Source organism: Providencia sp. Je.9.19 (assembly GCF_051129765.1).
Classification (GTDB): Bacteria; Pseudomonadota; Gammaproteobacteria; order Enterobacterales; family Enterobacteriaceae; genus Providencia.
In genome coordinates, this window is record NZ_JBCPSS010000001.1 from 1,245,431 (window position 1) to 1,267,874 (window position 22,444).

General features: G+C 36.3%; 22 protein-coding genes. 6 read left to right on the top strand and 16 right to left on the bottom strand.

What is annotated here, in order from left to right; all coding sequences use genetic code 11:
* Positions 1-5: 5 nt before the first annotated feature.
* The 9 genes from icmH to tssB are packed head-to-tail and all read right to left on the bottom strand — an operon-like array spanning position 6 to position 9,159.
* Positions 6-761, bottom strand: a complete 756-nt coding sequence (icmH, locus tag AAZR93_RS05760; RefSeq protein ID WP_294350312.1) for a type IVB secretion system protein IcmH/DotU — start codon at positions 759-761, stop codon at positions 6-8.
* A complete protein-coding gene (gene tssK, locus AAZR93_RS05765) occupies positions 754-2,112 on the bottom strand; it encodes a type VI secretion system baseplate subunit TssK (RefSeq protein ID WP_434719219.1) in 1,359 nt (452 codons plus the stop codon). The genes icmH and tssK overlap by 8 nt, the downstream gene beginning before the upstream one ends.
* Position 2,113: 1 nt before the next feature.
* Complete coding sequence (gene tssJ / locus AAZR93_RS05770; protein ID WP_294350320.1) at positions 2,114-2,665, bottom strand: type VI secretion system lipoprotein TssJ; 552 nt, start codon at positions 2,663-2,665, stop codon at positions 2,114-2,116.
* A gap of 1 nt (position 2,666) precedes the next feature.
* A complete protein-coding gene (gene tagH / locus AAZR93_RS05775; RefSeq protein WP_434719220.1) occupies positions 2,667-3,935 on the bottom strand; it encodes a type VI secretion system-associated FHA domain protein TagH in 1,269 nt (422 codons plus the stop codon).
* Positions 3,936-3,940: 5 nt separating this feature from the next.
* On the bottom strand, positions 3,941-4,972 hold the full coding sequence (gene tssG / locus AAZR93_RS05780) for a type VI secretion system baseplate subunit TssG (RefSeq protein ID WP_434719221.1): 1,032 nt from the start codon (positions 4,970-4,972) through the stop codon (positions 3,941-3,943).
* Positions 4,936-6,717 (bottom strand): type VI secretion system baseplate subunit TssF, encoded by a 1,782-nt coding sequence (gene tssF, locus AAZR93_RS05785; RefSeq protein WP_434719222.1) that lies wholly within the window; start codon positions 6,715-6,717, stop codon positions 4,936-4,938. Before tssF ends, tssG begins: the two co-directional genes overlap by 37 nt.
* Before the next feature lie 8 nt (positions 6,718-6,725).
* Complete coding sequence (gene tssE / locus AAZR93_RS05790) at positions 6,726-7,157, bottom strand: type VI secretion system baseplate subunit TssE (RefSeq protein WP_294350331.1); 432 nt, start codon at positions 7,155-7,157, stop codon at positions 6,726-6,728.
* A 5-nt stretch (positions 7,158-7,162) separates the two neighbouring features.
* On the bottom strand, positions 7,163-8,641 hold the full coding sequence (tssC, locus tag AAZR93_RS05795; RefSeq protein WP_294350334.1) for a type VI secretion system contractile sheath large subunit: 1,479 nt from the start codon (positions 8,639-8,641) through the stop codon (positions 7,163-7,165).
* A gap of 20 nt (positions 8,642-8,661) precedes the next feature.
* Complete coding sequence (tssB, locus tag AAZR93_RS05800; protein ID WP_294350337.1) at positions 8,662-9,159, bottom strand: type VI secretion system contractile sheath small subunit; 498 nt, start codon at positions 9,157-9,159, stop codon at positions 8,662-8,664.
* A 793-nt stretch (positions 9,160-9,952) separates the two neighbouring features.
* Between tssB and AAZR93_RS05805 the strand changes: the two genes are divergently transcribed.
* The 4 genes from AAZR93_RS05805 to AAZR93_RS05820 all read left to right on the top strand — a co-directional run bounded on the left by AAZR93_RS05805 (position 9,953) and on the right by AAZR93_RS05820 (position 13,384).
* On the top strand, positions 9,953-10,327 hold the full coding sequence (locus AAZR93_RS05805; RefSeq protein ID WP_434719223.1) for a hypothetical protein: 375 nt from the start codon (positions 9,953-9,955) through the stop codon (positions 10,325-10,327).
* Positions 10,328-10,831: 504 nt separating this feature from the next.
* Positions 10,832-11,236 carry a hypothetical protein gene (locus tag AAZR93_RS05810; RefSeq protein WP_434719224.1) on the top strand — a complete coding sequence of 135 codons (405 nt, stop codon included), beginning with the start codon at positions 10,832-10,834 and terminating at the stop codon, positions 11,234-11,236.
* Positions 11,237-11,335: 99 nt separating this feature from the next.
* Positions 11,336-12,349, top strand: a complete 1,014-nt coding sequence (locus tag AAZR93_RS05815; RefSeq protein ID WP_434719225.1) for a hypothetical protein — start codon at positions 11,336-11,338, stop codon at positions 12,347-12,349.
* A gap of 108 nt (positions 12,350-12,457) precedes the next feature.
* A complete protein-coding gene (locus AAZR93_RS05820; protein ID WP_434719226.1) occupies positions 12,458-13,384 on the top strand; it encodes an SEL1-like repeat protein in 927 nt (308 codons plus the stop codon).
* Positions 13,385-13,582: 198 nt separating this feature from the next.
* Here the strand turns inward: AAZR93_RS05820 and AAZR93_RS05825 are convergent, their stop codons facing one another.
* From AAZR93_RS05825 to AAZR93_RS05835, 3 genes are all read right to left on the bottom strand, one after another.
* On the bottom strand, positions 13,583-14,062 hold the full coding sequence (locus AAZR93_RS05825) for an Hcp family type VI secretion system effector (protein WP_294350358.1): 480 nt from the start codon (positions 14,060-14,062) through the stop codon (positions 13,583-13,585).
* Between the two features lie 246 nt (positions 14,063-14,308).
* Positions 14,309-14,524 carry a helix-turn-helix transcriptional regulator gene (locus AAZR93_RS05830; RefSeq protein ID WP_294350361.1) on the bottom strand — a complete coding sequence of 72 codons (216 nt, stop codon included), beginning with the start codon at positions 14,522-14,524 and terminating at the stop codon, positions 14,309-14,311.
* A gap of 198 nt (positions 14,525-14,722) precedes the next feature.
* Positions 14,723-14,845, bottom strand: coding sequence for a hypothetical protein (locus AAZR93_RS05835; protein ID WP_336431549.1), 123 nt, complete (start codon positions 14,843-14,845; stop codon positions 14,723-14,725).
* 1,095 nt (positions 14,846-15,940) lie between these two features.
* On the opposite strand from AAZR93_RS05835, the gene AAZR93_RS05840 reads away from it, so the two are divergent.
* Together AAZR93_RS05840 and AAZR93_RS05845 are read left to right on the top strand one after the other, a co-directional pair.
* Positions 15,941-16,360 carry a hypothetical protein gene (locus tag AAZR93_RS05840; RefSeq protein ID WP_434719227.1) on the top strand — a complete coding sequence of 140 codons (420 nt, stop codon included), beginning with the start codon at positions 15,941-15,943 and terminating at the stop codon, positions 16,358-16,360.
* Between the two features lie 196 nt (positions 16,361-16,556).
* Complete coding sequence (locus tag AAZR93_RS05845) at positions 16,557-17,888, top strand: glycosyl hydrolase family 28-related protein (protein ID WP_434719228.1); 1,332 nt, start codon at positions 16,557-16,559, stop codon at positions 17,886-17,888.
* Between the two features lie 14 nt (positions 17,889-17,902).
* Here the strand turns inward: AAZR93_RS05845 and AAZR93_RS05850 are convergent, their stop codons facing one another.
* The 4 genes from AAZR93_RS05850 to AAZR93_RS05865 form a co-directional block, all read right to left on the bottom strand.
* Entirely contained in the window at positions 17,903-18,322 is a 420-nt protein-coding gene (locus tag AAZR93_RS05850; RefSeq protein WP_434719229.1) for a GNAT family N-acetyltransferase, read from the bottom strand.
* Positions 18,323-18,526: 204 nt separating this feature from the next.
* Positions 18,527-19,057 (bottom strand): MltR family transcriptional regulator, encoded by a 531-nt coding sequence (locus AAZR93_RS05855; protein WP_294107910.1) that lies wholly within the window; start codon positions 19,055-19,057, stop codon positions 18,527-18,529.
* A gap of 85 nt (positions 19,058-19,142) precedes the next feature.
* Positions 19,143-20,303 carry a mannitol-1-phosphate 5-dehydrogenase gene (locus AAZR93_RS05860; RefSeq protein ID WP_434719230.1) on the bottom strand — a complete coding sequence of 387 codons (1,161 nt, stop codon included), beginning with the start codon at positions 20,301-20,303 and terminating at the stop codon, positions 19,143-19,145.
* Between the two features lie 11 nt (positions 20,304-20,314).
* Complete coding sequence (locus AAZR93_RS05865) at positions 20,315-22,264, bottom strand: PTS mannitol transporter subunit IICBA (protein ID WP_434719231.1); 1,950 nt, start codon at positions 22,262-22,264, stop codon at positions 20,315-20,317.
* Positions 22,265-22,444 lie beyond the last annotated feature (180 nt).

A 22,444-nucleotide genomic window follows, 5' to 3' on the forward strand; every position in this document is an offset into this window, starting at 1 on the left:
CCGTCCTAGCCAAGTAAAGTATTAAGTTGTTCCACAATGCTGAGTGTTTGCTGATTCAGTCGGGACGAATAAATGGTATACACGATAGCGGCGAGTATCGCCGTGCCTATGATGATGTAACGAACACTCAAGCGTTTACCTAAGCGGTATCGGCCATATTTATTATCACCATTTTCAAATAGGACAATCGGTTTAGCATCACCTCTGAACTGCTGAATTTGCTTTTGGAGGCGTCTTAATAGGTGGTTGAATTCATCATTTTGCCCAGTAGTCACTTTATAACGCCCACGATAGCCAAGGCATAAGCAGAGGTAGATAAACTCAAGTAAATCGAGGTAACGTTTCGGTTCCCCCAATAATCGTTCGATTAAAACAAATACTTTTTCCCCACCCCATGACTCATTGTGAAAATGAACGAGTAAAGATTGCTTTACCCAGTCATTATCTTGATTCCAACCTAAACCAAGCGCAGTCTCATCAATAAAAGTACACAAGACATAACGAAAGGATACGATTGCACCAGGCTCATAGCCCTGAGCCTGCAACTGTTGCTCAATTGAGGAAATATCAGTAACAACTTGTTGATACAGTTTTTCAGATAACGGTGTTTCCGACATCGCTTTCATTCGTAAAACCATTCCCAACAGCGGCGTTGCAGCATCTATCATTGGGTTAATGCTGTTACCTCTTAGAGGGAGCTGATAATTTTTTTGTCCCCCTTGCTCCGGTAGATAAGAGTGAAGCAAAATATTATCAGTCATTGCTGCCACCATTTCTCACTGCCCAGAGCTGGATATCTAAGTCTGGGAAATTTCCAGATACGTGAAATGCCATATTGCCGCTTTGCTGAATTTCCTTCCATTCATCACCTTGTTGATCAAAATGGAAATAGGTATATCCAGAGTGATAAGGCAATTGGCGAGGTGCCGTCGATAACGGTAGAAGTGGAACACCTGGGATCTGAACACTCACCAAGCTACGAATGTTATTAACGGAGGTCACTTTAGTTTGTTGTGGGAACTGACGACGCAATTGCTCTTGTGGCAGTTGAGCCCTCACAGCAATAATAAATTCAGCTTGTTGTAATAGCTGTTTGTCATGAACTGTTGCAACACGAATGCCATGCTCTTGAAGCTGTAATGGAATAGGAATAGCACGAGGCGTTAGAACAACACTTAATGCTTCTCTGATTGTTTTAATTAACGGAATATAACCTTCCGATAAGTTGTAGTGCCTATATTTTGCAATCGTGTCTGGTAAGCGTGATTTATTAGTAAAAGTTTGTAATTCACCACATAGTTCAAGTAAATCACGAAATAATTTCTCTGGATGAATAACAGGCTCTTGAGCGTAATGAGAATAGAGTGGATAAGTTCGATTTAATACCTGCAGCATCATAAATTCTGCTACATCTGCAACACCTTGCTGTCCTGGGGCGCCAATACGCGAAGCAATCTGCTTTCCTCGCTCATAGAGAGTCCCTTCTATTTCAGCAAGAAATTCTGTCAGTATTTGAGATGTCCGAACATTCAAACAAGTTGGAATGTAATCCTTATCAAGGGTTAACTTACCATTTGCACTACGTTCTCTAATCTTGCAAATAGGTAACGAGACATAAGCATCTAGCTCGTTCTTTCCTTGTTTAAGTATTGGCGTCAATTTAGCCACATTAATTATGCTAATATCGCCATTCTCAGTATGTAAATCACGTATATTTTCCAGCGCATCACTATATCTAGAGAGCAATCGGCTTCCATCATGCTCTGTTGCAACTTCACTTACACTGCCATTACGAAGAGGGAATGCTAAATAAACAATATTATTGTCCCCCTCATTAATACTTGTAATATCAATGGGCTGAGGTAACACATCTTGATTTGGCAAAGAAAAAATTGTGCCATCAGGCATGACACCCGAAGCTTCTTTAATACCAATTCTACCTAAAGCATATAGCTCATCACTAAGCTCTAAAGAGCTCAACCCCCAAAAATGAGAGATATAAGTTTTCAATAAACTTTCAGTAACATAATCTTGGTGGCGTTGTTGTTGCTGAAAATGCTGAGGCTTAATAAACAGCCCTTCTCGCCAAATCACTCTATTTTTAGTCGCCATCCTAGTCATCTTCCTCTTGCCTAAACTCGATTTCATTACCTCTGATATGCGCGAGTATGAAGTAACTACGCCCTTTGCCTCGCGCTTTTACAACTTTCTTCCACTCTGCGTTATCAGGATCTGAATAATAGCCAATAATGCCGATATAACGGTTATCTGTGTTTAGCGTCATTGTTGGAAATGGCTTATATTGGCCTGGGAGGATCGTGTAATCCTGGTGGTCTATATAATTTTTTTTGAGTACTTTCTCCAAGTCCCCATCCTTTTCCTCTATTTGATCGTGATCTAGCGAGGCAAAAAGAGAATCTTCATTTAAATAAACAATTTGAATATTTATTGGAGATGCCTCTCCATCCTGATTTGGGTTAATGTCTGGTTCAGCCAAAATAGTCAAAGAGACTGTCGATGGCCTATCTTCTGGATATCCAACAGGAATAGAGGGATCCAATAAAATTTGCCCTACCTTAGATGCGGCTTGAAATGATTTACTACACCCATTTAATGCAAGCACCGAGAATAGCAACAGCAATGTCAATAGGGATCTTGTTTGCATGTTACGCTTCCTCAATACCTTTTCTTAAGGCTCTGTCATAAGCATGGGTATAAACTTCATAGAATAATTTCTCAAAGCCTTGCTGCCGAGAAGATGCTAACTCTTTGTAATAATTGTTATACATTTCCCATGCCCATGAGTCCGTCGTCTGGCTATCATCAGACGCTCGACGATAATGAGAAAAACGATTGAGTAAATGCTCAGGAGAAAATGCCGCTAACATAGTCGATAATGCCGCTGAGATGGCCTCTTGATTAGCACGATAATGGAGACCCATATTATGTAAACTTTCAGATACCGCCGAAGGCGCAGAAAGATGTACAGGGCTGCGTTCATCAGTAAATAGCAACCTCATCGTATCTTCATAATTGTTACTTAAACGCAATGGATTATCTTCAATCGGGCGTAGCTGTTTATCTTGCAAACTTTCTTGCTGCTGTTGTAGAGCTAGCAATCCTTCAACCGCTGCTTTAAGTGTTTTACCGAGTTCAACAAGAAAATCATTCGCTTGTTTTGAATCATTCAGATTCAAGTGAATACCTAACCCATGCATTAAGGGGTTAACTGCAACATGCTCGATATCTGTAATATGACCGTCTTCTTTTGGTGTTATTTTTGGCAAATCCATAAATTCTTGAACCATGGTATTCTCTTGATTATCTGAAAAGGGAGCGACTGGGTTTATCGGATAAGAATCCCCCATTAACGTAGCGGCTGCTGCAGGTTGGCGACTTGAAGCTGTTAAATTTAAACTTTCGCTTTCTAATGCAAGAAGAGGATCAACCGTAAATGAGCCTTGAAGCGTAGGTGAAAACTCTGGCTCTGGCTGCTCATAATTACTTGAGTTTCTCGTCTCAAATAATGTTTCCAGTGGATTACTATCAGCAGAAATAAGTGACTGAGGAGTCACAGCCATAATATCTTCAACGGGCTGACCTGTTAGACTAATATTCGCTGAAATAATCAATTGGCCTATTTTAAACTGGTCACCATGAGATAATCTAACTGCATCAACATGTAATGGAACAACCGCGTTATTAATATAAACAGTGCCTGCATTTGCTTTAATGCAAAAATGTTTATCTTTCCATGAAATTGTACATTGGACAGGGTCGATAGCACCGCGATTGTCTTGGATTTGCCACTCACATTGGCTGCTACTTCCTATTTTCCCGCCACTCTGTGCAAACGTAGCATTTGGTACGTAGCCACTTTCAAGTAACTCACTGTTAATCAAACGAAATGAAACTGTCGGCAAGTATTTATCCATATTATTTATTCCAATACCGTAATTGTGACGTTAGGCTGTTTTTCTGGTTGCCCCAAAAAACTTTGCCAACCTAACTGGTTATGTTTTTTTAGGCCTAAACAAATTCCTTCCGCCTGTTGTTCTGCAATACATAACCGTAAATCCCATGCTAACTGCTCATGAAAAATGTAAGAAACAAATGCGACAAGAGGTAAAAAATCACTACCATTGGGTAAAAATGACATATAGCGCTCTAGGCTAAGTTCATCAATTTCAATCGTACATTTGCCATTACAATCATGAATATGTGAGCCCAAACTAAAATTTTCACCGAGTAACATACGTGGACGCGATTTTTTCCCTTGCTGATAAGAGATAACGCCTAGCCTATTTTGTTGTGCCTCAGGAATTGGAATACGACGAGTTTCCCAGCCAACAACGTTAACCTTATCTAAATCAAAACAATGAGAAATTAAGCTACTAATAACATCGGGTGAACGGCTAGGGCTTGCTAGCAATCCAGCATAGGCCAGCATCTTACTGTGATTGATCCGTACCCTTCCTCGATTGACGCCATTACCAAGCCCAACTAGGGAAAACATATAACGAGAGAATGAATCAACACCTTCATTCTCAAAACAAATGTAATAACGATATTTACGCCAAATACGATGCAGCAATGCAATTAAGCGATGATTAAATACGTTTAAATAATCGGTAACACCCAATATTTGCTGGGTATCCTCCCAAGCGAAATCATCCAGATAATATCCAGGAAGAGGAGATTGGCTACCGTGAAGCCCTAAAAAAGAAACTTCAAGTTCAAACTGCCCTGCCGTATTTTTCTCAATAGACATCACATCCCGTGTTGGAAATGCGATATTGGCATAAGACTTGAACCTAATTAGCTCACTTCTAACATCTATATCTTGCGATGAAGCTAGTTTATTCAACAATTCGACAAGCTGATAAAAGTTATACTCTGTAACAGATGGCCCTATACTGCCGAGCCAATTTTCAATCACTTCAGTTCTTGCTGATTGATTTGTGCTGGCCATTGATAGATTTCCTGATTATCAAGATTAATAACTTCCAACTCATGAAACATATTGATACTGGTATACAAAGCAAAAAAATGAGCAATTACCGTACAAAATAAAAATAAACTGCCTTCACATAGAAATGTGTTTTGATGGATTGTTATTATTGTTTTTAAGCCACGCACAGGAAGGCCTTTATACAAATGTTCAACATGCTCAGTTTGTAGGCTAACTAATGCATCTAGCCTTTTTTGTGATTGCCGCGCTATCTGTTGATGACTAATAGCTGGTAAATCATAGAGTTGCAATATCTGCTTTAAAGACGTTAAATTTAGTAGTGATTGATAATTAAGTGATAAATTGGTTAATTCCGACCAATATAATGTACTATCCAATAAAGGATACCGTGGCAAAGTGGGCTTCAATATGTTACTTGCGGATAGAGCCCCATAAGGTACATAAACATTATCTATGCCAATCGAATGTGAAGACAATCTCGCCGCAATATCTCTATTCGTACAATTTAACGAAACAGAAATACTCTCTTCACAATTTTGCAATTGAGTTTCTTCATTACGAACAAATGAAAGTCTATGTTGGTAACCGATTACATTTTCTTTTTGATTTATTTTTAATCGATAATACCCATCATTTTTTTCTTTTGAATAATGGCTTTGGTGATGGAAGCTTTCAAATGAGGTATAATTTGCCGCGTAAGGTTTTTCATTCTGTGGGTAGCGTAATCCCTGAACATGCCCTACAGAAAAAATATCAAAGCAATGTGATTTCTGATAGTTCGCACTTAAAACGTACTCCTCCTCTTTCCCTGTAAGGGAGATAGCCTCACTGTCCATAGTGAATAAGTTTACTGCGGGAATACAATTTAATTTAATACTATCATCTCGAATAATAACCCCTTCAGGTATTTCAATATCAAAGTGAATAACTAACTTAAACACTTTAGCCTTTAGAGCCAGTGGAATATCCTCTAGCCCTTCGATATCCATAAACATGAATGCCTCAGGAAAGCAAAAATACTCCTGCAAAATACGATAACCATCATAACTATTTTTAGGATATGGCAATAACCCATCTTCTTTTTTAAAACCAATCGGTTTAGCTGCAAATTTTTCCAAAGGAAAATAGTGCTCATCGGTTACCAATGAAGCTGATTTAACGCATCTAGAAAGCAAATAATAGATCTGATTCGTCGTATATGCCGCACCATTCAAATAAAAACAAAGCTTATCTAATCCCAATGTTGCTAAAGTATCCGCCTTATCGAGCTCAAAAGTTATTTCAATAGAATCCACACGTTGGGCAATCTGCGTAATCTGAACAGGCAACAACCACATATCGCGACTTTGACTAAATCGGCATTGATGCAAATTATCTAAGCTAGCATTTGCATCTTGCACATAAATAGGTTTCGCAATAAAAGGCTGCCCAGTTGGAATTTTAATTGCTTGGTGGCCTATAGAATTATCATATTGATATTCCATAATCGTCATACTCGGAACTGGTCGAGTATAATTAGGCCATAACATATTAACTAAGCTATTGATTAGTTCAGGAAATTGCCTATCGATTTGCTCATGTAAATTTCCAGAAAGATAAGACAGACCGTCCATAAGACGGGCACTATCTGGATCCTGAACAGCATTTGAGAGCAGATTAACCAAATGTGGTTTCTCTATGGCAACCTGCTCAGCAAGCTCATCTAAATACTTAGATTCATTAGAAAAATAAGATTTTGAAGTCATTATTAAAATTATTTCAATTGGTATCTGCGGTTATTATCCAGATGCATGTTGAATTCAATGACTTGCCGCTGATTATCTAAATCAATAAATGCCGTGATGCTAAACTGTAAAGATAAAGCATCCGCATCATTCTCTATAAACCTTACATTCACATTTGCAATTCGAGGTTCATAGGTGATGATACAACTCTTAATACTGTTCTCTAGCCCTAACTTAAAATCCATCGCTGCTTGTGTAGCATCATTTAAATCAGGAACGCCCAGCCAAGGAGTACCTTGACAAGCTTGAGGCCGACTATTGAGAATCAAATTCAAGTTTTGTTTTATTGAATTAATCAACGAGTCCATTCTGGAACGGTGAGAAGAGCCGGAGCTCTCCCCTCGGATACGTTCAAATAAACTGGAAGTTTCTGTATAATTCCAGTTATGAAATTCCGACATTACCGTTACTCTTTATCTAGACGGCCAACAAGTGACAGTTCAAAGCTTGCACCCATGTATTTGAAATGTGGGCGAACTTGAACTGATACTTGATACCAACCTGGATCACCTTCAACATCCAGGACTCGAATTTCAGCTGAACGTAATGGGCGTTTGCTGCGAACATCTGCTGGTGGGTTTTCCTGATCAGCAATATATTGTTTCAACCAAATATTCAGCTCGCGTTCAAGATCTTGACGCTCTTTCCATGATCCAATTTGTTCACGCTGCAAAACTTTGATGTAGTGTGCTAATCGGTTGATGATGAACATGTAAGGTAGCTGTGTGCCTAACTTATAGTTAGTCTCTGCCATTTTTCCTTCATGTGTATTTGGGAAGTTTTTCGGTTTCTGCACAGAATTCGCTGAAAAGAATGCTGCGTTATCACTACCTTTACGCATAGTTAGAGTGATAAAACCTTCCTCTGCAAGCTCAAATTCACGGCGGTCTGTTACTAAAACTTCGGTTGGAATTTTAGTCTGTAGCTCACCCATCGCTTCAAAAATATGGACGGGTAAATCATTTACTGTCCCACCACTTTGTGGACCAATAATATTTGGACACCAACGGTATTTTGCAAAACTATCATTAATGCAGCTACCTAATAAAAACGCTGTATTTCCCCATAAATAATGTTCATGATTTTGTTTAACATTTTCAATGTAATTAAACATTTTGACTGGGTTTTCAGTTGGGGAATAAGGTAATCGTAATAAGAAACGAGGTGCAGCTAAACCTAAATAGCGTGAATCTTCAGCTTCACGTAATGAACGCCATTTTGTATGTGCAGGCCCTTCAAACACTGACTTCAGATCTTTTATAGCAGGTAACTCTGCATAACTATTGATACCAAAGAAATTTGGTGAAACGGATGATAAGAATGGCGCATGAGCCATCGCACCAACAGCGCTAACATATTGCATCAGCTTAAGATCTGGCGTGGTATTATTGAACGCATAGTTACCAATGATTGTTGCAACTGGTTCACCACCAAATTGACCATAACCAGATGAATAAACATGTTGATAAAATCCAGATTGCACAATTTCCGGTGAAAATTCAAAATCTTCCAATAATTCTTCTTTTGTTGCATGAAGAATATTAATTTTAATATTTTCTCTGAAGTCTGTACGGTCAACCAAGAGTTTGAGCGAACGCCATGAAGACTCAATCTCTTGGAACTTAGGTGTGTGTATTATTTCATCTACTTGTGCGCTCAGTTTGTTATCTAATTCGACTAACATCTTGTCAATCAACAACTTATTTATTTGTTGATCTGCAGATTCATTTGCAAAAAGGTTGCTGATGAAAGCTGCAACACCTTGTTTTGCAATATCATAAGCTTCAGTTTCTGGCGCCATTCGAGATTGGGCCATAATTTCATCGAGTAAAGAACCATTGGTTGGTGTAATTTGCTGCTCTTGCGTTTTCGTTGATACTGACATGAAATAATCCTCTATAAACATTATTTTTGGCTAGCTATTTCAAGCTCTTTTAAAAGCTGTTCGCGAGTTTCTTCATTCTCAAGAAGCTCTTGAAGACTTTTTCTAAATGCTGGGACATTGCCAAGAGGACCTTTCAGTGCCACTAACGCTTCTCTCAACTCAAGGAGCTTATTTAATTCGGGTACTTGACGTGCAATATAATCGGGTGAAAAATCCTGAAGTGATTTAATATCAAGGTTAACATTAAGATCTGAATCATTATTTTCATCGAGAGTATTAGCGACATTAAAATTCAAACTAATGCCTGCACTTTCCATAACTGAATTAAAGTTATTCTGGTTGATTGAAATAGCTTTGCGCTCTTCAATAGGTGTATCTTCAGTACTTCCTGTCATATCACCCACAATAAGCATATTCAAAGGAAGTTCTATTTCAGACTGCACACCACCCGTATTCGGAGTATATTTGATATTAATTCTTTCTTTTGGGGCAACACTACCAAGATTTTTCTTACTCATTATAAATTAAACTCCTTTACCAGTTTGCACATCTTTTTTTCATTAATAAAAAATGCTGAAATTGTAATGATATAAAATTTTGAGCATAAGAATGCCGGTGAATGAAATTTCACTCACTTTAGTTGTCATTTATCCTGGTGTAAGCTAAAAAAAAGAATATTTTTATTATTTAAATTATTTTACTACATCCTATACGTATTTCACTTATGGTCAACATAAAAATTAATTATCAATTCACTAATTTTGAAAACAAATGTTACAGATAAGTGATGTGCACTTAAGTTCATCATTACAATCAATTGATTGTAAATTTAATTTTTCAATAAAAAATCCAATGTTTTCTCATTATATACATTGCCATAATGTTCAATAAGTTATATAGCTTGTGCCATAAATAGCTCCCAAAACAATATGTTAATATATAGTTAGCAAATTGTTAATGTGAGAATAAAATAACTACTATAATGAGTAGCAGGGAAATTATAAGTTAAATCAGCATTAAAACTTAAGTTATAGCTATTTTAAGACTAATATTTTACTTGAATTAATTTAAACAACTCTAATTGCATATAAAATACCTAATATAAGATAAAAATCTTATAAAGATTACCACATATTATTTTTCATCAATTTATTTACATTAAATAAATTGAGTATATCGATTATCTTTATATGGCAATATGCCTCATCGATTTAAATGGAATACAAAAGTCATCATACAAAAGTGAGTGAGTTTTTAGGAATAAACTGAATAATATTTTAACCACGAATTACCTATTAGGAGTAAAACAATATGCAGACTCTTCCATCTTGGTTTTTTGAGGCTTTTAATCATCTTAATGAAACTGATGTCAACAAGTTAATTTACTTATGGAAAACAGAGCCTGTACTGCAAAAAGCTATTTTCTTACTTGATAAACAAAATCCGAGCTTGAATCCGCCCAAAAAATGTCCTCACTATGGTAGTCATCAATATTTTTCTTATAAACGAGAATTTCATTGTTCATCTTGTTTAAAACAAAGCGCAGCCGCAACAGGAACCCCTTTTGCAGATCTCCACCTACAAAATTATTCAATCCTGTATGCAGTATTAATGACATATTGGCTTAACGAGGCCGTTGAAGACGTTGTTTGGTTATCTGGTTGCCATAACAAAACTTATTGGTGAGATTATGCAAACCGTTTACGCAATTTAATACCCCAAATACCAAAACCTGTAACACAAACACCTCGTTACCTACACGGTTTTACCCCAGATGCACAAGGAATAACTTCCCCTTTGTGTCATTCATCTGATATCAAATATATTTTATTAATGCCTTCAGCTAACCCCGACCTATATTGTCAATGCTGTCAAAATCAATTTGTTATGAACCCTCAAATGAAAAGAGGCGTATTAATTGATGGTTCAAAACCCATTGTCCCGCTCTGGTTTGAAAAAACACTTAGCCACACACTTAATGCAGAATACGAGTAATTAATTATAATTTGGCATCGAGAACCCTTATTAAGAGAATTAGCTGATGAATTGGATAATCAAAATCCTCTCCTTAATAAGGTATGCAAATGCCCCTACTGCGACAACCATTCAATTATCCAAAATGAAAATGGATATTTATGTCCCGCATGCAAAAGTACATTTAGTGCCACAACAGGAACTATTTTCCAAAATATGGAAAAAAATCGATACCAAGCACTCTATAGGGTACTTATATTGATGTGGGGGCAATGGAATCGTAACAGAGCATTATCAATTGGAAAAATCAGTACACTCGGACAACTTAGCGTTTATGAACGGCGCATTAAAGAACTATTCACAGAATTCAATGGAGAAAAAATAACACCTCACCCTCGTTGGTTAATGGGATTTACTTTGGGGGAGCAAGGAGTAAAGTGCCGATGCTGTAATTCACCAAATCTACAAACAGTAAGAAGGACAGTATCGCCTCTTGATAACCCAAATATTGTCTGTAAGTCATGCGGATACACGTTCAAACTTAATGAATGCTTTGATAAATATGAATTATCAACTGATTATTTCACATGCCTAAAAGTCAAACAAAAAATTGATAATTAAGAATACTGAATGCATTTGACCATTTTATTTTTATCACTTTTGATTTATTATCAAAACCCATGGATTTAGCTTAAGTCTTACCACAATAAGGATATAAATATGCAGTGTACAGATTTAGAATGGTTTTACTGCAACAATGGTGAAATCATGGATGCAAATAAAGCCATGGAAAAGCGATTTGAAATTTTCAGAAAAATAGGTCAAGAACTTAAAAATGCACATAATCGCTCAAATGAATGTTTACCTCCAAGCGGATTAGATGAGTCTATTTATTATCGGTGCGAAGGTGATGTGCCTTCTGTTGAAACCGCATTGAATAACCCATGGGTAAAAAGAACTGAAGATATTGGTGTAACTTCTGCAATGGGTGTTAAACGTGCCGTAGAAACAGCCGCACATTTAGGGGTTATCCCCCCTCCTTTGCAAGGTATGAATTTTCTTCTTAAATCTCGAATTTCTAGAAATCCTCGTATCATGCAAGAGAATATTGAAGCCATTTATTTACTGCGTTTTGTCGTTAACCCTTACGACAGTTTTGCAGAAGTTATCAATATTATTATTGCTTCAATTACCAACAATATGGCACCGTCTAGAAAACAGAAATTATCTGATTATATCAGTGGAATAAAAAACTTAACGGATATAAATCAATTTTCTAATGTAATTGACTTACCCGATATTCGAGCAGATATAAATAAATCATTTAAAAATTTCACAATAAAGACCTCCGCCAATGTTGCTAGCGAGTCAACTATTCGCAAGTTTATTATCAATGGTATTTTAACAGGTATTATCTCAACAATCGCTTTACGCTACCCTGAGCTATTTACCCCTATATCAACAAGTACTGTTATTAAGCGAAGTGTAGTCATTGCAACAGTGCTGTATAGCTACGGCACCATAGAAAAAATGTCTCAAGCAGCAATCCGACTTAAGAGTAAAAATTTAGCTGTCTATACCGCGATGAATGAAAGTAAAATCACCATGGCTTACTATTTTGTAGAAGATGAACTGAGCCCTTTAATTACATTAGCCGCAAGCCCGAGTAACGCTGTCAGTGATGATGCTTTTATTGCTGAACTTCGACATTTGATGACGAAATATAAAAGCTAAAGCACGTGATTATCCAATACTCCACAAACACGGGAAATCAATTTTTCCGGTTTTTTCAGTTTTAAATAGATTAGCCATACTTGCATTTATTTTAGGGATATCTCAGTTATGTTAAATTATAAAATTATACTCGTTACTTTATCCCTGCTGTTGTGCAAGCAGACTCTCTCTTATGCTGAATCACCAGACAAATGTTTAGCCGATGCGAAAAGCTTTACAATATGCGAAAGGCTAGCAAATCAGGGGGATGATGAAGCATTGCTTATCCTTGGATTTCTTTATGAATGGGGCGTGGGGATCGAAAAAAATACAGACACAGCAGAAAAAATATATCAACGCTTAGCCGATAAAAACAATAAAGAAGGATTTAATCTTTTAGCAAGAGTAAAAGAAAGTCAGGGGAAAAAAGAAGAAGCAATACAACTTTATCAAAAAGCAATAAGCTTAGGTTCATCATCCGCATATTACAACTTAGGAATTTTATATCGATATAGTGATAATTACATTAACGCAAAAGAGATGTTTGAGTCTGCGATTAAAATAAATCATTCTAGTAATGCAATGATGAGCTTGGGCGATTTATATTTTGATGGACTCGGCGTTGAACAAAATATGGAACTGGCTAAAAAATGGTATAACGAATCTATACAAGCAGGAAGTGTTGTTGCAATCACTCGTTTAGGAATGTTATACAGTGCGTTAGAAAATTATGATGAAGCTATCAAATATTATCAGCTAGCAATAGATAAAGGCGATTCTACAGCAATGAATTCGATGGGATTACTATACCAACACGGTTTTGGTGTGAAACGAAATATAAATAAATCCATTACGTTCTACCAGCGTTCTGCTGACAATAATAATATTGCCGGTTTAATTAATCTTGGTCTTATGTATGAAGAAGGGCTCGGTGTTCCTCAAAGTTACGAAAAAGCGATTGAACTTTATGAAAGAGCATATCAGCTTGGTTATGCAGATGCACAATTACGGATCGATTTTTTAAAAAAGAACTTAACTAGACTTAATAAAAAATAATGAAATTAGATATCTAATAATTTTATTAAGTACATGGTCGCATATAACACTATGAGTGAAAGCAAAATCACTACGGCTTACTATTTTGTTGAAGAAGAGTTAGACCCTTTAATTACATTAGCCGCAAGTCCGAGTAACGCTGTCAGTGATGATGCTTTTATCACAAAAACTCCCAAGTTGATGAAGAAACACAACAAACTAAAACACACTATTATCCGATATGCTGTATCCAGATGTTCCAGCCATAATATGCGATACTGTAATATCGCGATATCTGACAGTAACATGCTCCTCCGGTTCAATATCATTACGTAAGATATTATTAGGGCATTGTGTTGTAAAATTAATAATCGAAGCTTCATTCAATTTGATGGAATAATACTTTTCAATTCCCCCGTTTTGAGCGGTTCGGAAATAATCAAATTGAAGATTAATTATTTCATTGTTAGATATTGCAACTAACAATAAAGGAGATGACTTGTCAATCAACTTAGTAAATTGAATGGGTTGATGTGATAAATTTTGCTCTCTCGATAATGTATAGCTTAGCTCAGTAACAAAAATTGAATCTTCTTTACCGGATTGATAACGATTACCGATAGAGTCTAGCGTTCCACAACCACGAGAAATTAGACCTTGCTGTTTCCCTTCTAGGGTCAGATAAATTAAATTTGCCATTGTTCATCCCTTTTCTAAAAAATTTAAGTTATGTTAAACAATAAAGCCATACTCGTCACGTTATTCTTTACCTTACTCATAACTCATACCTATTTTCCCAACGCTAGGTACTAATGCGAAAAGCTTTACTGCTTGTGAGCTTTAGCTAATCAGATTGATCATGTTATTTTATTCACACCTAGATATCGATATTAATCAATATTATAAAAAACAATTAAATTGTATGAAAAAATTATACCGATTTATTTAACATCTAGATTCAGAAATACGATTTTGTAACCATTGTTCAATTTCACTTCGTAACCAACGTGAACTACGTCCTAGTTTGATAGGTTTAGGAAACTCATCATCTTGTATCAGCTTATAAAACCACTTATCCGTTAATCCCGTTAGTTTAGTGATAAATTTCATGTCAATGAATTGGTCGCTCAGTAGTGGAGTATCAGTTGTTTGAATAGTCATTGTTTGTTTCTCCGATGATTGAAAAGGAGAAGGATTCGAAAAGGGATAATGGGAGTTGCGGGAATCCTTCAAACAATAACTGGCTGGCGTTATTTTTGACTGACCTGAAAGAGGTCAGCCTGATTTATTGGTATGTATTCATACATGAAACAGTCCCCATTGAACAATGGGGTACTGAGTTATGATGTGAATTTGTTCTCAACGTTTTCTTACACTTCGTCTACGCCCTCGTTGTTTTGCCTCTGGAATATCACTGACCTGATAAACACGGCGTTCTGTGCGCTGATTTTCTTTTCCTAAATAACTCAAGATGTGCTTCATACCATTGCGGCCTTTATCGTCAGCGTGGTTGATAGTCCGCTCACCACGAACGCGTAACTAAAAACCTTATCCAATGTTAAACTCAATTACGGTCAACTCAGCAATAAACGGACGCTCTACTCACTGGAGAAAAAAAGCTTAATCCAACGGCACACATCATGTCGTTGAATCTTAACTGAATTGGGTTTTAATATATTTAATAACATAAAAGAGGGCCTTTAAATATCACGATATTAAATAATTCATAACGAGAAAAACCTGCCAAATTTCAACACCCTCCCTATTTTTACTTAATACCATTTACTTTCGCAATCCTTGAACGGACTCCACGAAAGTCCACTACTATCAATCCCTCTCAATAGAGAGATATTAATTTGATAAAATTATGCTGGAATTCTTTAGTTATGTTGAAAAACATTTTTGAAGTCGGCAACGAGTACAATTCCGTGCTACGAACCCAAGCTGTAGTTTCAGTAGTAAAGAAAAATACCCTGCTCTACTTCAAAATCAATATAAATACATTTAGGGTTTCAATTGGGGGCTCCTAAACTTATCTAACATAAAAATATCTTTTATTATCAACATAATTAATAGTTGAATTCGAAGTTTGCAGGGGACACCAGTACCACTTCTAAAGACCGCTCAAGACTTCCAATTTTTCAAATAAAAACAACAAATTAATTATTTTGGCTTCCAAGAAGGTCTAGCCACTTATAGTGGAATCTAAGTGCTAATGTGTATAGTATTGTGTATAGGTCTAGGTTCGATAAAAAAACTATACACATTATGCTGCTCACTGATATCCAAATTCAGAAAGCTAAAGCTTATGCCCTAACTGTTTATCATTGCACAAATCTAATATTCCATTCCCAGTCTATTAATAAACGCTCGGCTATCATAAGTGAGATTTATTTATCACTCACTAAATTTAGTCATAATTCAATATGACCTCTACTGTGAAAATATTGAGAATAATATTAATAAAAAAATTTATAGAATTCTCCCATTTTTATATCGACCTATTTCAGGTTTCTTCACGACTCGTTATTATTCACAACAAGTAGCGTTCCATCATCAACCATTAGGTAGTTATCCATGAAATACATACTAATAATTGTTTTCTTAGTTCTAACTGGTTGTAGTGCTAGCAATGACTCGCGGGTTGTTTTAGCGGGAATGTCAAAACAACAAGTTATTGAAATTGAGGGCGTGCCTGATGAAGACGCAATGGAGAGTACAATAAAAGACAATTATGCTTTATTACTCTATCTCGACCAAATGATGCCTGAATCCAGTAAAAATAAAGCAGATCGCACTTTTGTTTTTCAAAATGACACATTGATTGAATATACCGTTATTAATATCAGACCAAAAAACGAAATTAACTCATCTATCAGATTAAATGCAAAACAACGCATAGCATTGTGGTTAAAAAATCAAGATTCGCCACAAAACCCTTCGGCAACAGCAGGCTGTCTTATCGAAGATAAGAATATGAATTGCTTTGATAAATAATTATCATAAACACATTTTTATTAGAATCCTCCTAATTATCGATTTATCTTAGTTAATTGGTAACAAAAAAATCGATACTCATCTATTCTTAATCTAAGTAAATTTACTTAAATCATGATTCGATTAAATATAGTGATAATTTATTAACGCTATTCATGGCTATGTTCACTAAAGCAAATTTTCAATAAGGTTAAATATGAAAAATTTAGAACATGCGAATAATAATGTACCTGAAGGTTATATTTATGCGCCAAATGCAGGTATATCACCAAATACAGGTAAAGATCTGAGTCATGTCATTTTAAATTTACTCAAAGAAAGTCATACTTCTCGTAAAGGTATCTATTTCCCTGCGGGTACTTACCTATTTTCCAGTGATGTGCTACTAACATCTTATAATTCTTTATTAGGTTCAATTGAAGGTACTATTTTTCGCTGTTTCGACATTACAAAAAAATCAGTAATGTTCGGTGATAGTACTTATGGCACAACAGTCTCGAACCTCAGTATTGAAAATATTATCTTTGACAACATTCGTGTGCATTTTTATGGACGTAAATCAGCAATTAGCATTAGCCACAATATATTTATCAACACAATAACCGAGCAAAGTACGGCGCAACTGACATGTTCAAGTAACGCTTATACAATTAATGGCAATGTTTTTATGCGTGGACGTCACTATGCGGGTGTTGGTCTTAGCACCTATGGTAACGCGGCAGGTTTGCTCATTGAGCAAAATTTTTTAGGCTCTATCGAAGATATTAATGTAGCGACACCATGGCTTGATGATAAAACACAAACACTACTCACAACACTTTTAAGTTTAAGAGATAAAGGATTAATGTCTTTTGATGATGCTCAAGGTAACTTTGTTTCAGGCTGGTATTCGACGAGTAATTTAAAAAAAGGAATATTTCGTAAAAACTTTATTTCCGGTAGTAGCGAAATTTATCTCTATAACCCTGAAACTGGGAAAAATGATATTTCTCGTGATCATGGTGTTTATATTAAGCAATATACGCAAGTTGAAGTCATTCAAAATTATTTTTCTGGCTGGCCAAAAGACGATCGAGCATCCGGTCAATTAAAATTTCGTAACGCTAAAGGACTTGTATTTGCAGGTAATTATCTTAATCAGATTTCATTTAATGCGCGTCCTTATGATAATGTCGATGAACAATGGTTGATCATGCAGGATACCTTTATTTTTAATAATTACTTATCTGATGCTTTAATTAGCTATTGGCAAAATTTTATTGATACAGAAGATAAAGCCATTAATGTTAAAAATTATCTTGTTTTCTCTAACCATTTTATTAATCGCCCTGTCAGTAAGCCATTAATTACCTCACCAGACAAATCACTATCTTCTAATCAGTTTTTTTGTTCAGAAAATAGCTTCATTGAAACAGGTAAACAAGTACCAATAAGTGGTGTCATGACAGAAATTACTCTGGATAAAATAAAAGCGCTACTACCCGATTACGCAGCACAATATTTATTGATCAAACCAATTATGCCCTAATTCACAATGAGTTTTTATTCATAATGTTTAGTTAGATAATGTCTTTGCATACCTAATTCAGGAAAATCGGGTAAGCTCATTTGTTGTATATAACCCAATTTTTCATAAAAAGGTAATGCTTGGAAACTAAATGTATCAACTAAAGCGTGTTTACAGCCTAATTTAATTGATTCCTGCTCTGCACTTATCATTAAAGTACGGCCTAAACCGCTTTTTCTTGCATTTTGACTGACCCATAAATAATCAATGCATAGCCAGTTTCCTTTAGTCGAAGCAAGTAGACCACCGATTATCACACCTATTTCGTTTTTCGCATAAACAGCCAATTGACCAAAACTATTTTCTTTAAGATATTGAATATTATGCTGCCTTAGCCCAGCTAAAATTGCGTTCCTATCTTCATCCGCTATTTGGTGTGTGATAATAATATTCATATGCTGCCCTCTTGCATCGTAGTTATCCTTTACCTATCTCCATCATATTATAACTTATACTAAGAGTGGCAATTAACATTTGGAAAAAGCATTCATATCTAAACTGCATATAAAATAGATAATTAAGTTATGATTTTTTAGAGCGATTAACATTGTCAATCAGCGGAAGGTAATTAAAGGCTAGAAATAGATTAAGTTAAGAAGTTAAAAAACATCAGTTTCTAAAATTTGTGCAATTAAAGCGGTTACCGATAGGACTAATGATGACTTTATCATTTGTTGGTATCGATACTTCTGTAAATCGATGAGTTGTTTATCAACTAAATCTTCTGGTTGATTAAATCGCATCATTTCAGGCAATGGTTCCATACAATGTAACATTTTAATACTGCCTAATATTTCATCATCTGTAAAATTTAAAACTATACCATTGGTAGGCAAAGACCCTTTCAATGCTAAAAATAACTCAATATCTTCATATACTTCTCGAGTAATTGCACCTAAAGCAAATAATAGTTTTAATCTCACTGAAAGTTCACCTAATGGCCCACTTCCCGTTAAAAGGGGTTCAACTGCATATTTTACTGCATAGTCATCTTTACGAAAAACTTTTAGCATCAGTTGATCAATAGCTTCCGTGATCAAAATAATCACTTCCTGAACAAATAAATGGACTTCCGGCCGTTGATTTAGCCGCTCCAAAATTTGATTTTCTATATTTTGTCTATTTTCCATAACATCTTCTTTGTTCACTTTATGGTGACCGATTAAGTCACCATAAAGTCATTATTATCCTAGACTCAAACTATGATCTGCAAAGTTATTTTCGTATTGACTCTAATAATTGATATTCACCGCAAATAGCCTCAATTATCAACGGATAATCGTCTAATTGACACAATTGCTTCACTGCCTGACGAATTCCTTTCTCATTTATGAGCTCCGCCATTTCGCTCGCTTGCGGATCACTGTTACATCTAAAATGTAACGCTGAAGCAATTCCAATAATCAAATATTTATGTGGCAATTGATATTCAATCGTTCCTAACAATGGTTTAATGAGTCTATCTTCAGAATTTAATTTTCTAATCGGTTGACGCCCTACTCGGCTAACATCATCGTGTAAATACGGATTAGCGAAACGACCTAATATTTTGTCAATATATTGAGCATGTTGCTCGGGATTAAAACCATAACGTTGAATCAATACTTGACCACTTTCTAACATTGCTGCTTTAACTACTGCACAAATCGTCGGATCACTAATGGCGCTACTGATAGTTTGGTGCCCATATAATTGTCCAAGGTACGCTGTAATGGCATGCCCAGTATTAAGTGTAAATAGTTTTCGCTCAACAAAAGCCATTAGGTTATCAGTAAGTTCCATTCCTCCGATAATCGGAATATCACCAATGAATTGAGTTTGGTCAACAATCCATTCACTGAAAGATTCGACAGTCACATCCAATGGGTCATCATTTGCAGCATCCATTGGTGGAACAATGCGATCAACTGCTGAGTCAACAAAACCAATATATCGCTCAATCCATTCATGATTGCTATCTGGTATTTGAGCTAATACGTGTCGCTTTAATTGACTCGAACCTCTGACCATATTTTCACAGGCTATAATATTCAATGGTTTATTATTATTGAGTTCCTTCCTCTTCAATAGGCCTTTCGCTAATGTAACCGCAATTTTTTCTAATACTTGAGGACCAACAGCGGTAGTTACCATGTCGGCTTGAGCAATGTATTCAATAGTTTTTGGATCCTGACTATTGATCGCGTGAACATGTTGAACTTTTTCAATACGATGCTCTTGCCCAACAATATGAACTTGATAAGACTGTTGATGAGCCAGTTGATCGATTAAAGGTTGATTCACATCTGTAAATGTTAATTGAGAATTTGCATCTGCCAATAGCTTACCAATAAAGCCACGTCCAATATTTCCGGCACCAAAATGAATAACTTTCATGATTTGTCTCCCTATGCTGCACTTTGAGCGGATAAAATTTCGAGAACTTCTTGAATGCTTTGTGTTTTGCTTAGTTTTTCAATAACACCAGCCTCATCAAGCGCAGAAGTAATTCGCATAATAACTTCTATGTGCTCATTATTTTGTGCAGCTATTCCTATTACAAGGTGAGCAATTTCATCGGGTTCATCACCAAATTGGATACCATTTGGATATTGGCAAATAACAATGCCCGTTTTAATAACTCTGTCTTTAGCTTCTATCGTGCCGTGAGGCACCGCAATAGACTCCCCTAAATAAGTTGATGTTAGTTTTTCTCTCGCTAGCATGGCATCAATATAATCGGGTTCAACATAACCGCCTTCAACTAACTTTTGTCCTGCATAGCGAATAGCTTGTTCTTTATTTTGTGCGCTTAAATTCAAGTGAATATGTTTTGCACTTAAGGTGAATATTGCGTCTTCACGCGTTTCCATTTGATAAGATTCATCATTAGCCGCAATAATAGTTTGCTTAATTAAGCGCCCGTCATTTGCAGCTTTTGGATTTCTCTGAGCAATTAAACGCGTCACTAAATCACTATATGTTTGCCCATCTAGGAAGTTTGTTAGGGAAATATGAATTGCATTCGGTGCAAAAGTTTTCGCTCTTGCCGTTAAATCTTTATGTGTCACGACAATATCAACATCATCAGGTAAATCATTAATCGCCATATTGGTGACAGATATATCAAGTAGACCTGCATCACGCACTTTTTTAGCTAAAACACCAGCCCCCATGGCACTTGATCCCATTCCTGCATCACAGGCTACAATAATCTGACGGATATTAACTAAACTTGCAGCTAATTCATTCTTCTCAGAATTTTTATGTGAAGACTTAGATTGAGCCTTCATTTCACGTATTTTTTTCGTCGCATTATCCAATTCATCTTCATCTCCTAATCGAGTTCTTCTCAATAAGATTGCGGAAACTAAGAATGAAACGAGTGTTGCACTTGTGACTGATAAAATCACACCAATTAATGACGATTTTGGTGTCATCAGTAAAACTGCAAAGATTGAACCTGGAGATGCTGGAGAAACTAATCCTGCGTGGAAAACATTCATCACAAAGACACCTGTCATTCCGCCAAGAATAACAGCAATAAGAAGACGCGGATTCATTAGAACATAAGGGAAATAAATCTCATGAATACCACCAAAGAAATGAATAATTGCCGCCCCTGAGGCTGATTGCTTTGCATTTCCTTTACCAAAAAACATATAAGCCAATAACACGCCAAGTCCTGGACCTGGATTTGCTTCAATTAAAAAGAAAATTGATGAGCCTGTTTCAGATGCTTGTTGAATACCAAGTGGTGAAAATATACCGTGATTAATCGCATTATTGAGGAAGAGTATTTTTGCAGGTTCGACAAAAATCGAGGTAAGTGGTAATAAGTTATTTTCCACCATGACATTTACACCAGCCGCAAGGATCTTGGACATTCCCGCAACCAGTGGGCCGATGGCCAAATAAGCCAGTATCGCTAACAACATGCCAATGATGCCTGATGAAAAATTATTCACCAGCATTTCAAAACCTGTTTTAACTTTACCTTCAATCCAGCGGTCAAAACGCTTAATGACAAAGCCACCGAGAGGGCCAGCTATCATTGCCCCCATAAACATAGGCATGTCAGCACCAACAATCACCCCCATAGTCGTGATCGCGCCAACGATCCCGCCGCGTTCACCACCAACCAACCGCCCCCCCGTATAACCAATTAATAGTGGCAATAAGTAAGTGATCATCGGTCCTACAAGCTGTGCTAGCGTTTCATTTGGCCACCAGCCGGTAGGGATAAATAGCGCAGTGATTAATCCCCACGCAATAAAAGCACCAATGTTGGGCATCACCATATTACTGAGGAAGCGCCCAAAATTCTGTACCTTTAATTTGATATTTGATGTTACCATGATAGAACCCCGTGGTACGAGAATGATAAGGTTGTAACGTTATCGCCAAATAACGTTAGTGAGATTTTTTGAACACTTTCACTCTAGCATGTCCTTTCTCTGATGCGTACCACGCGGGCTTTCTGTGATAGATATCACTTTACGCCCCCCATCCCCCCCCATCAATCAGTGACTCTCCTC

Excerpts from the sequence above, each read along its gene's own strand:
- icmH (WP_294350312.1), bottom strand. The coding sequence starts at position 761 with ATGACTGATAATATTTTGCTTCACTCTTATCTACCGGAGCAAGGGGGA.
- tssK (WP_434719219.1), bottom strand. The coding sequence starts at position 2,112 with ATGGCGACTAAAAATAGAGTGATTTGGCGAGAAGGGCTGTTTATTAAG.
- tssJ (WP_294350320.1), bottom strand. The coding sequence starts at position 2,665 with ATGCAAACAAGATCCCTATTGACATTGCTGTTGCTATTCTCGGTGCTT.
- tagH (WP_434719220.1), bottom strand. The coding sequence starts at position 3,935 with ATGGATAAATACTTGCCGACAGTTTCATTTCGTTTGATTAACAGTGAG.
- tssG (WP_434719221.1), bottom strand. The coding sequence starts at position 4,972 with ATGGCCAGCACAAATCAATCAGCAAGAACTGAAGTGATTGAAAATTGG.
- tssF (WP_434719222.1), bottom strand. The coding sequence starts at position 6,717 with ATGACTTCAAAATCTTATTTTTCTAATGAATCTAAGTATTTAGATGAG.
- tssE (WP_294350331.1), bottom strand. The coding sequence starts at position 7,157 with ATGTCGGAATTTCATAACTGGAATTATACAGAAACTTCCAGTTTATTT.
- tssC (WP_294350334.1), bottom strand. The coding sequence starts at position 8,641 with ATGTCAGTATCAACGAAAACGCAAGAGCAGCAAATTACACCAACCAAT.
- tssB (WP_294350337.1), bottom strand. The coding sequence starts at position 9,159 with ATGAGTAAGAAAAATCTTGGTAGTGTTGCCCCAAAAGAAAGAATTAAT.
- AAZR93_RS05805 (WP_434719223.1), top strand. The coding sequence starts at position 9,953 with ATGCAGACTCTTCCATCTTGGTTTTTTGAGGCTTTTAATCATCTTAAT.
- AAZR93_RS05810 (WP_434719224.1), top strand. The coding sequence starts at position 10,832 with ATGGAAAAAAATCGATACCAAGCACTCTATAGGGTACTTATATTGATG.
- AAZR93_RS05815 (WP_434719225.1), top strand. The coding sequence starts at position 11,336 with ATGCAGTGTACAGATTTAGAATGGTTTTACTGCAACAATGGTGAAATC.
- AAZR93_RS05820 (WP_434719226.1), top strand. The coding sequence starts at position 12,458 with ATGTTAAATTATAAAATTATACTCGTTACTTTATCCCTGCTGTTGTGC.
- AAZR93_RS05825 (WP_294350358.1), bottom strand. The coding sequence starts at position 14,062 with ATGGCAAATTTAATTTATCTGACCCTAGAAGGGAAACAGCAAGGTCTA.
- AAZR93_RS05830 (WP_294350361.1), bottom strand. The coding sequence starts at position 14,524 with ATGACTATTCAAACAACTGATACTCCACTACTGAGCGACCAATTCATT.
- AAZR93_RS05835 (WP_336431549.1), bottom strand. The coding sequence starts at position 14,845 with ATGAAGCACATCTTGAGTTATTTAGGAAAAGAAAATCAGCGCACAGAA.
- AAZR93_RS05840 (WP_434719227.1), top strand. The coding sequence starts at position 15,941 with ATGAAATACATACTAATAATTGTTTTCTTAGTTCTAACTGGTTGTAGT.
- AAZR93_RS05845 (WP_434719228.1), top strand. The coding sequence starts at position 16,557 with ATGAAAAATTTAGAACATGCGAATAATAATGTACCTGAAGGTTATATT.
- AAZR93_RS05850 (WP_434719229.1), bottom strand. The coding sequence starts at position 18,322 with ATGAATATTATTATCACACACCAAATAGCGGATGAAGATAGGAACGCA.
- AAZR93_RS05855 (WP_294107910.1), bottom strand. The coding sequence starts at position 19,057 with ATGGAAAATAGACAAAATATAGAAAATCAAATTTTGGAGCGGCTAAAT.
- AAZR93_RS05860 (WP_434719230.1), bottom strand. The coding sequence starts at position 20,303 with ATGAAAGTTATTCATTTTGGTGCCGGAAATATTGGACGTGGCTTTATT.
- AAZR93_RS05865 (WP_434719231.1), bottom strand. The coding sequence starts at position 22,264 with ATGGTAACATCAAATATCAAATTAAAGGTACAGAATTTTGGGCGCTTC.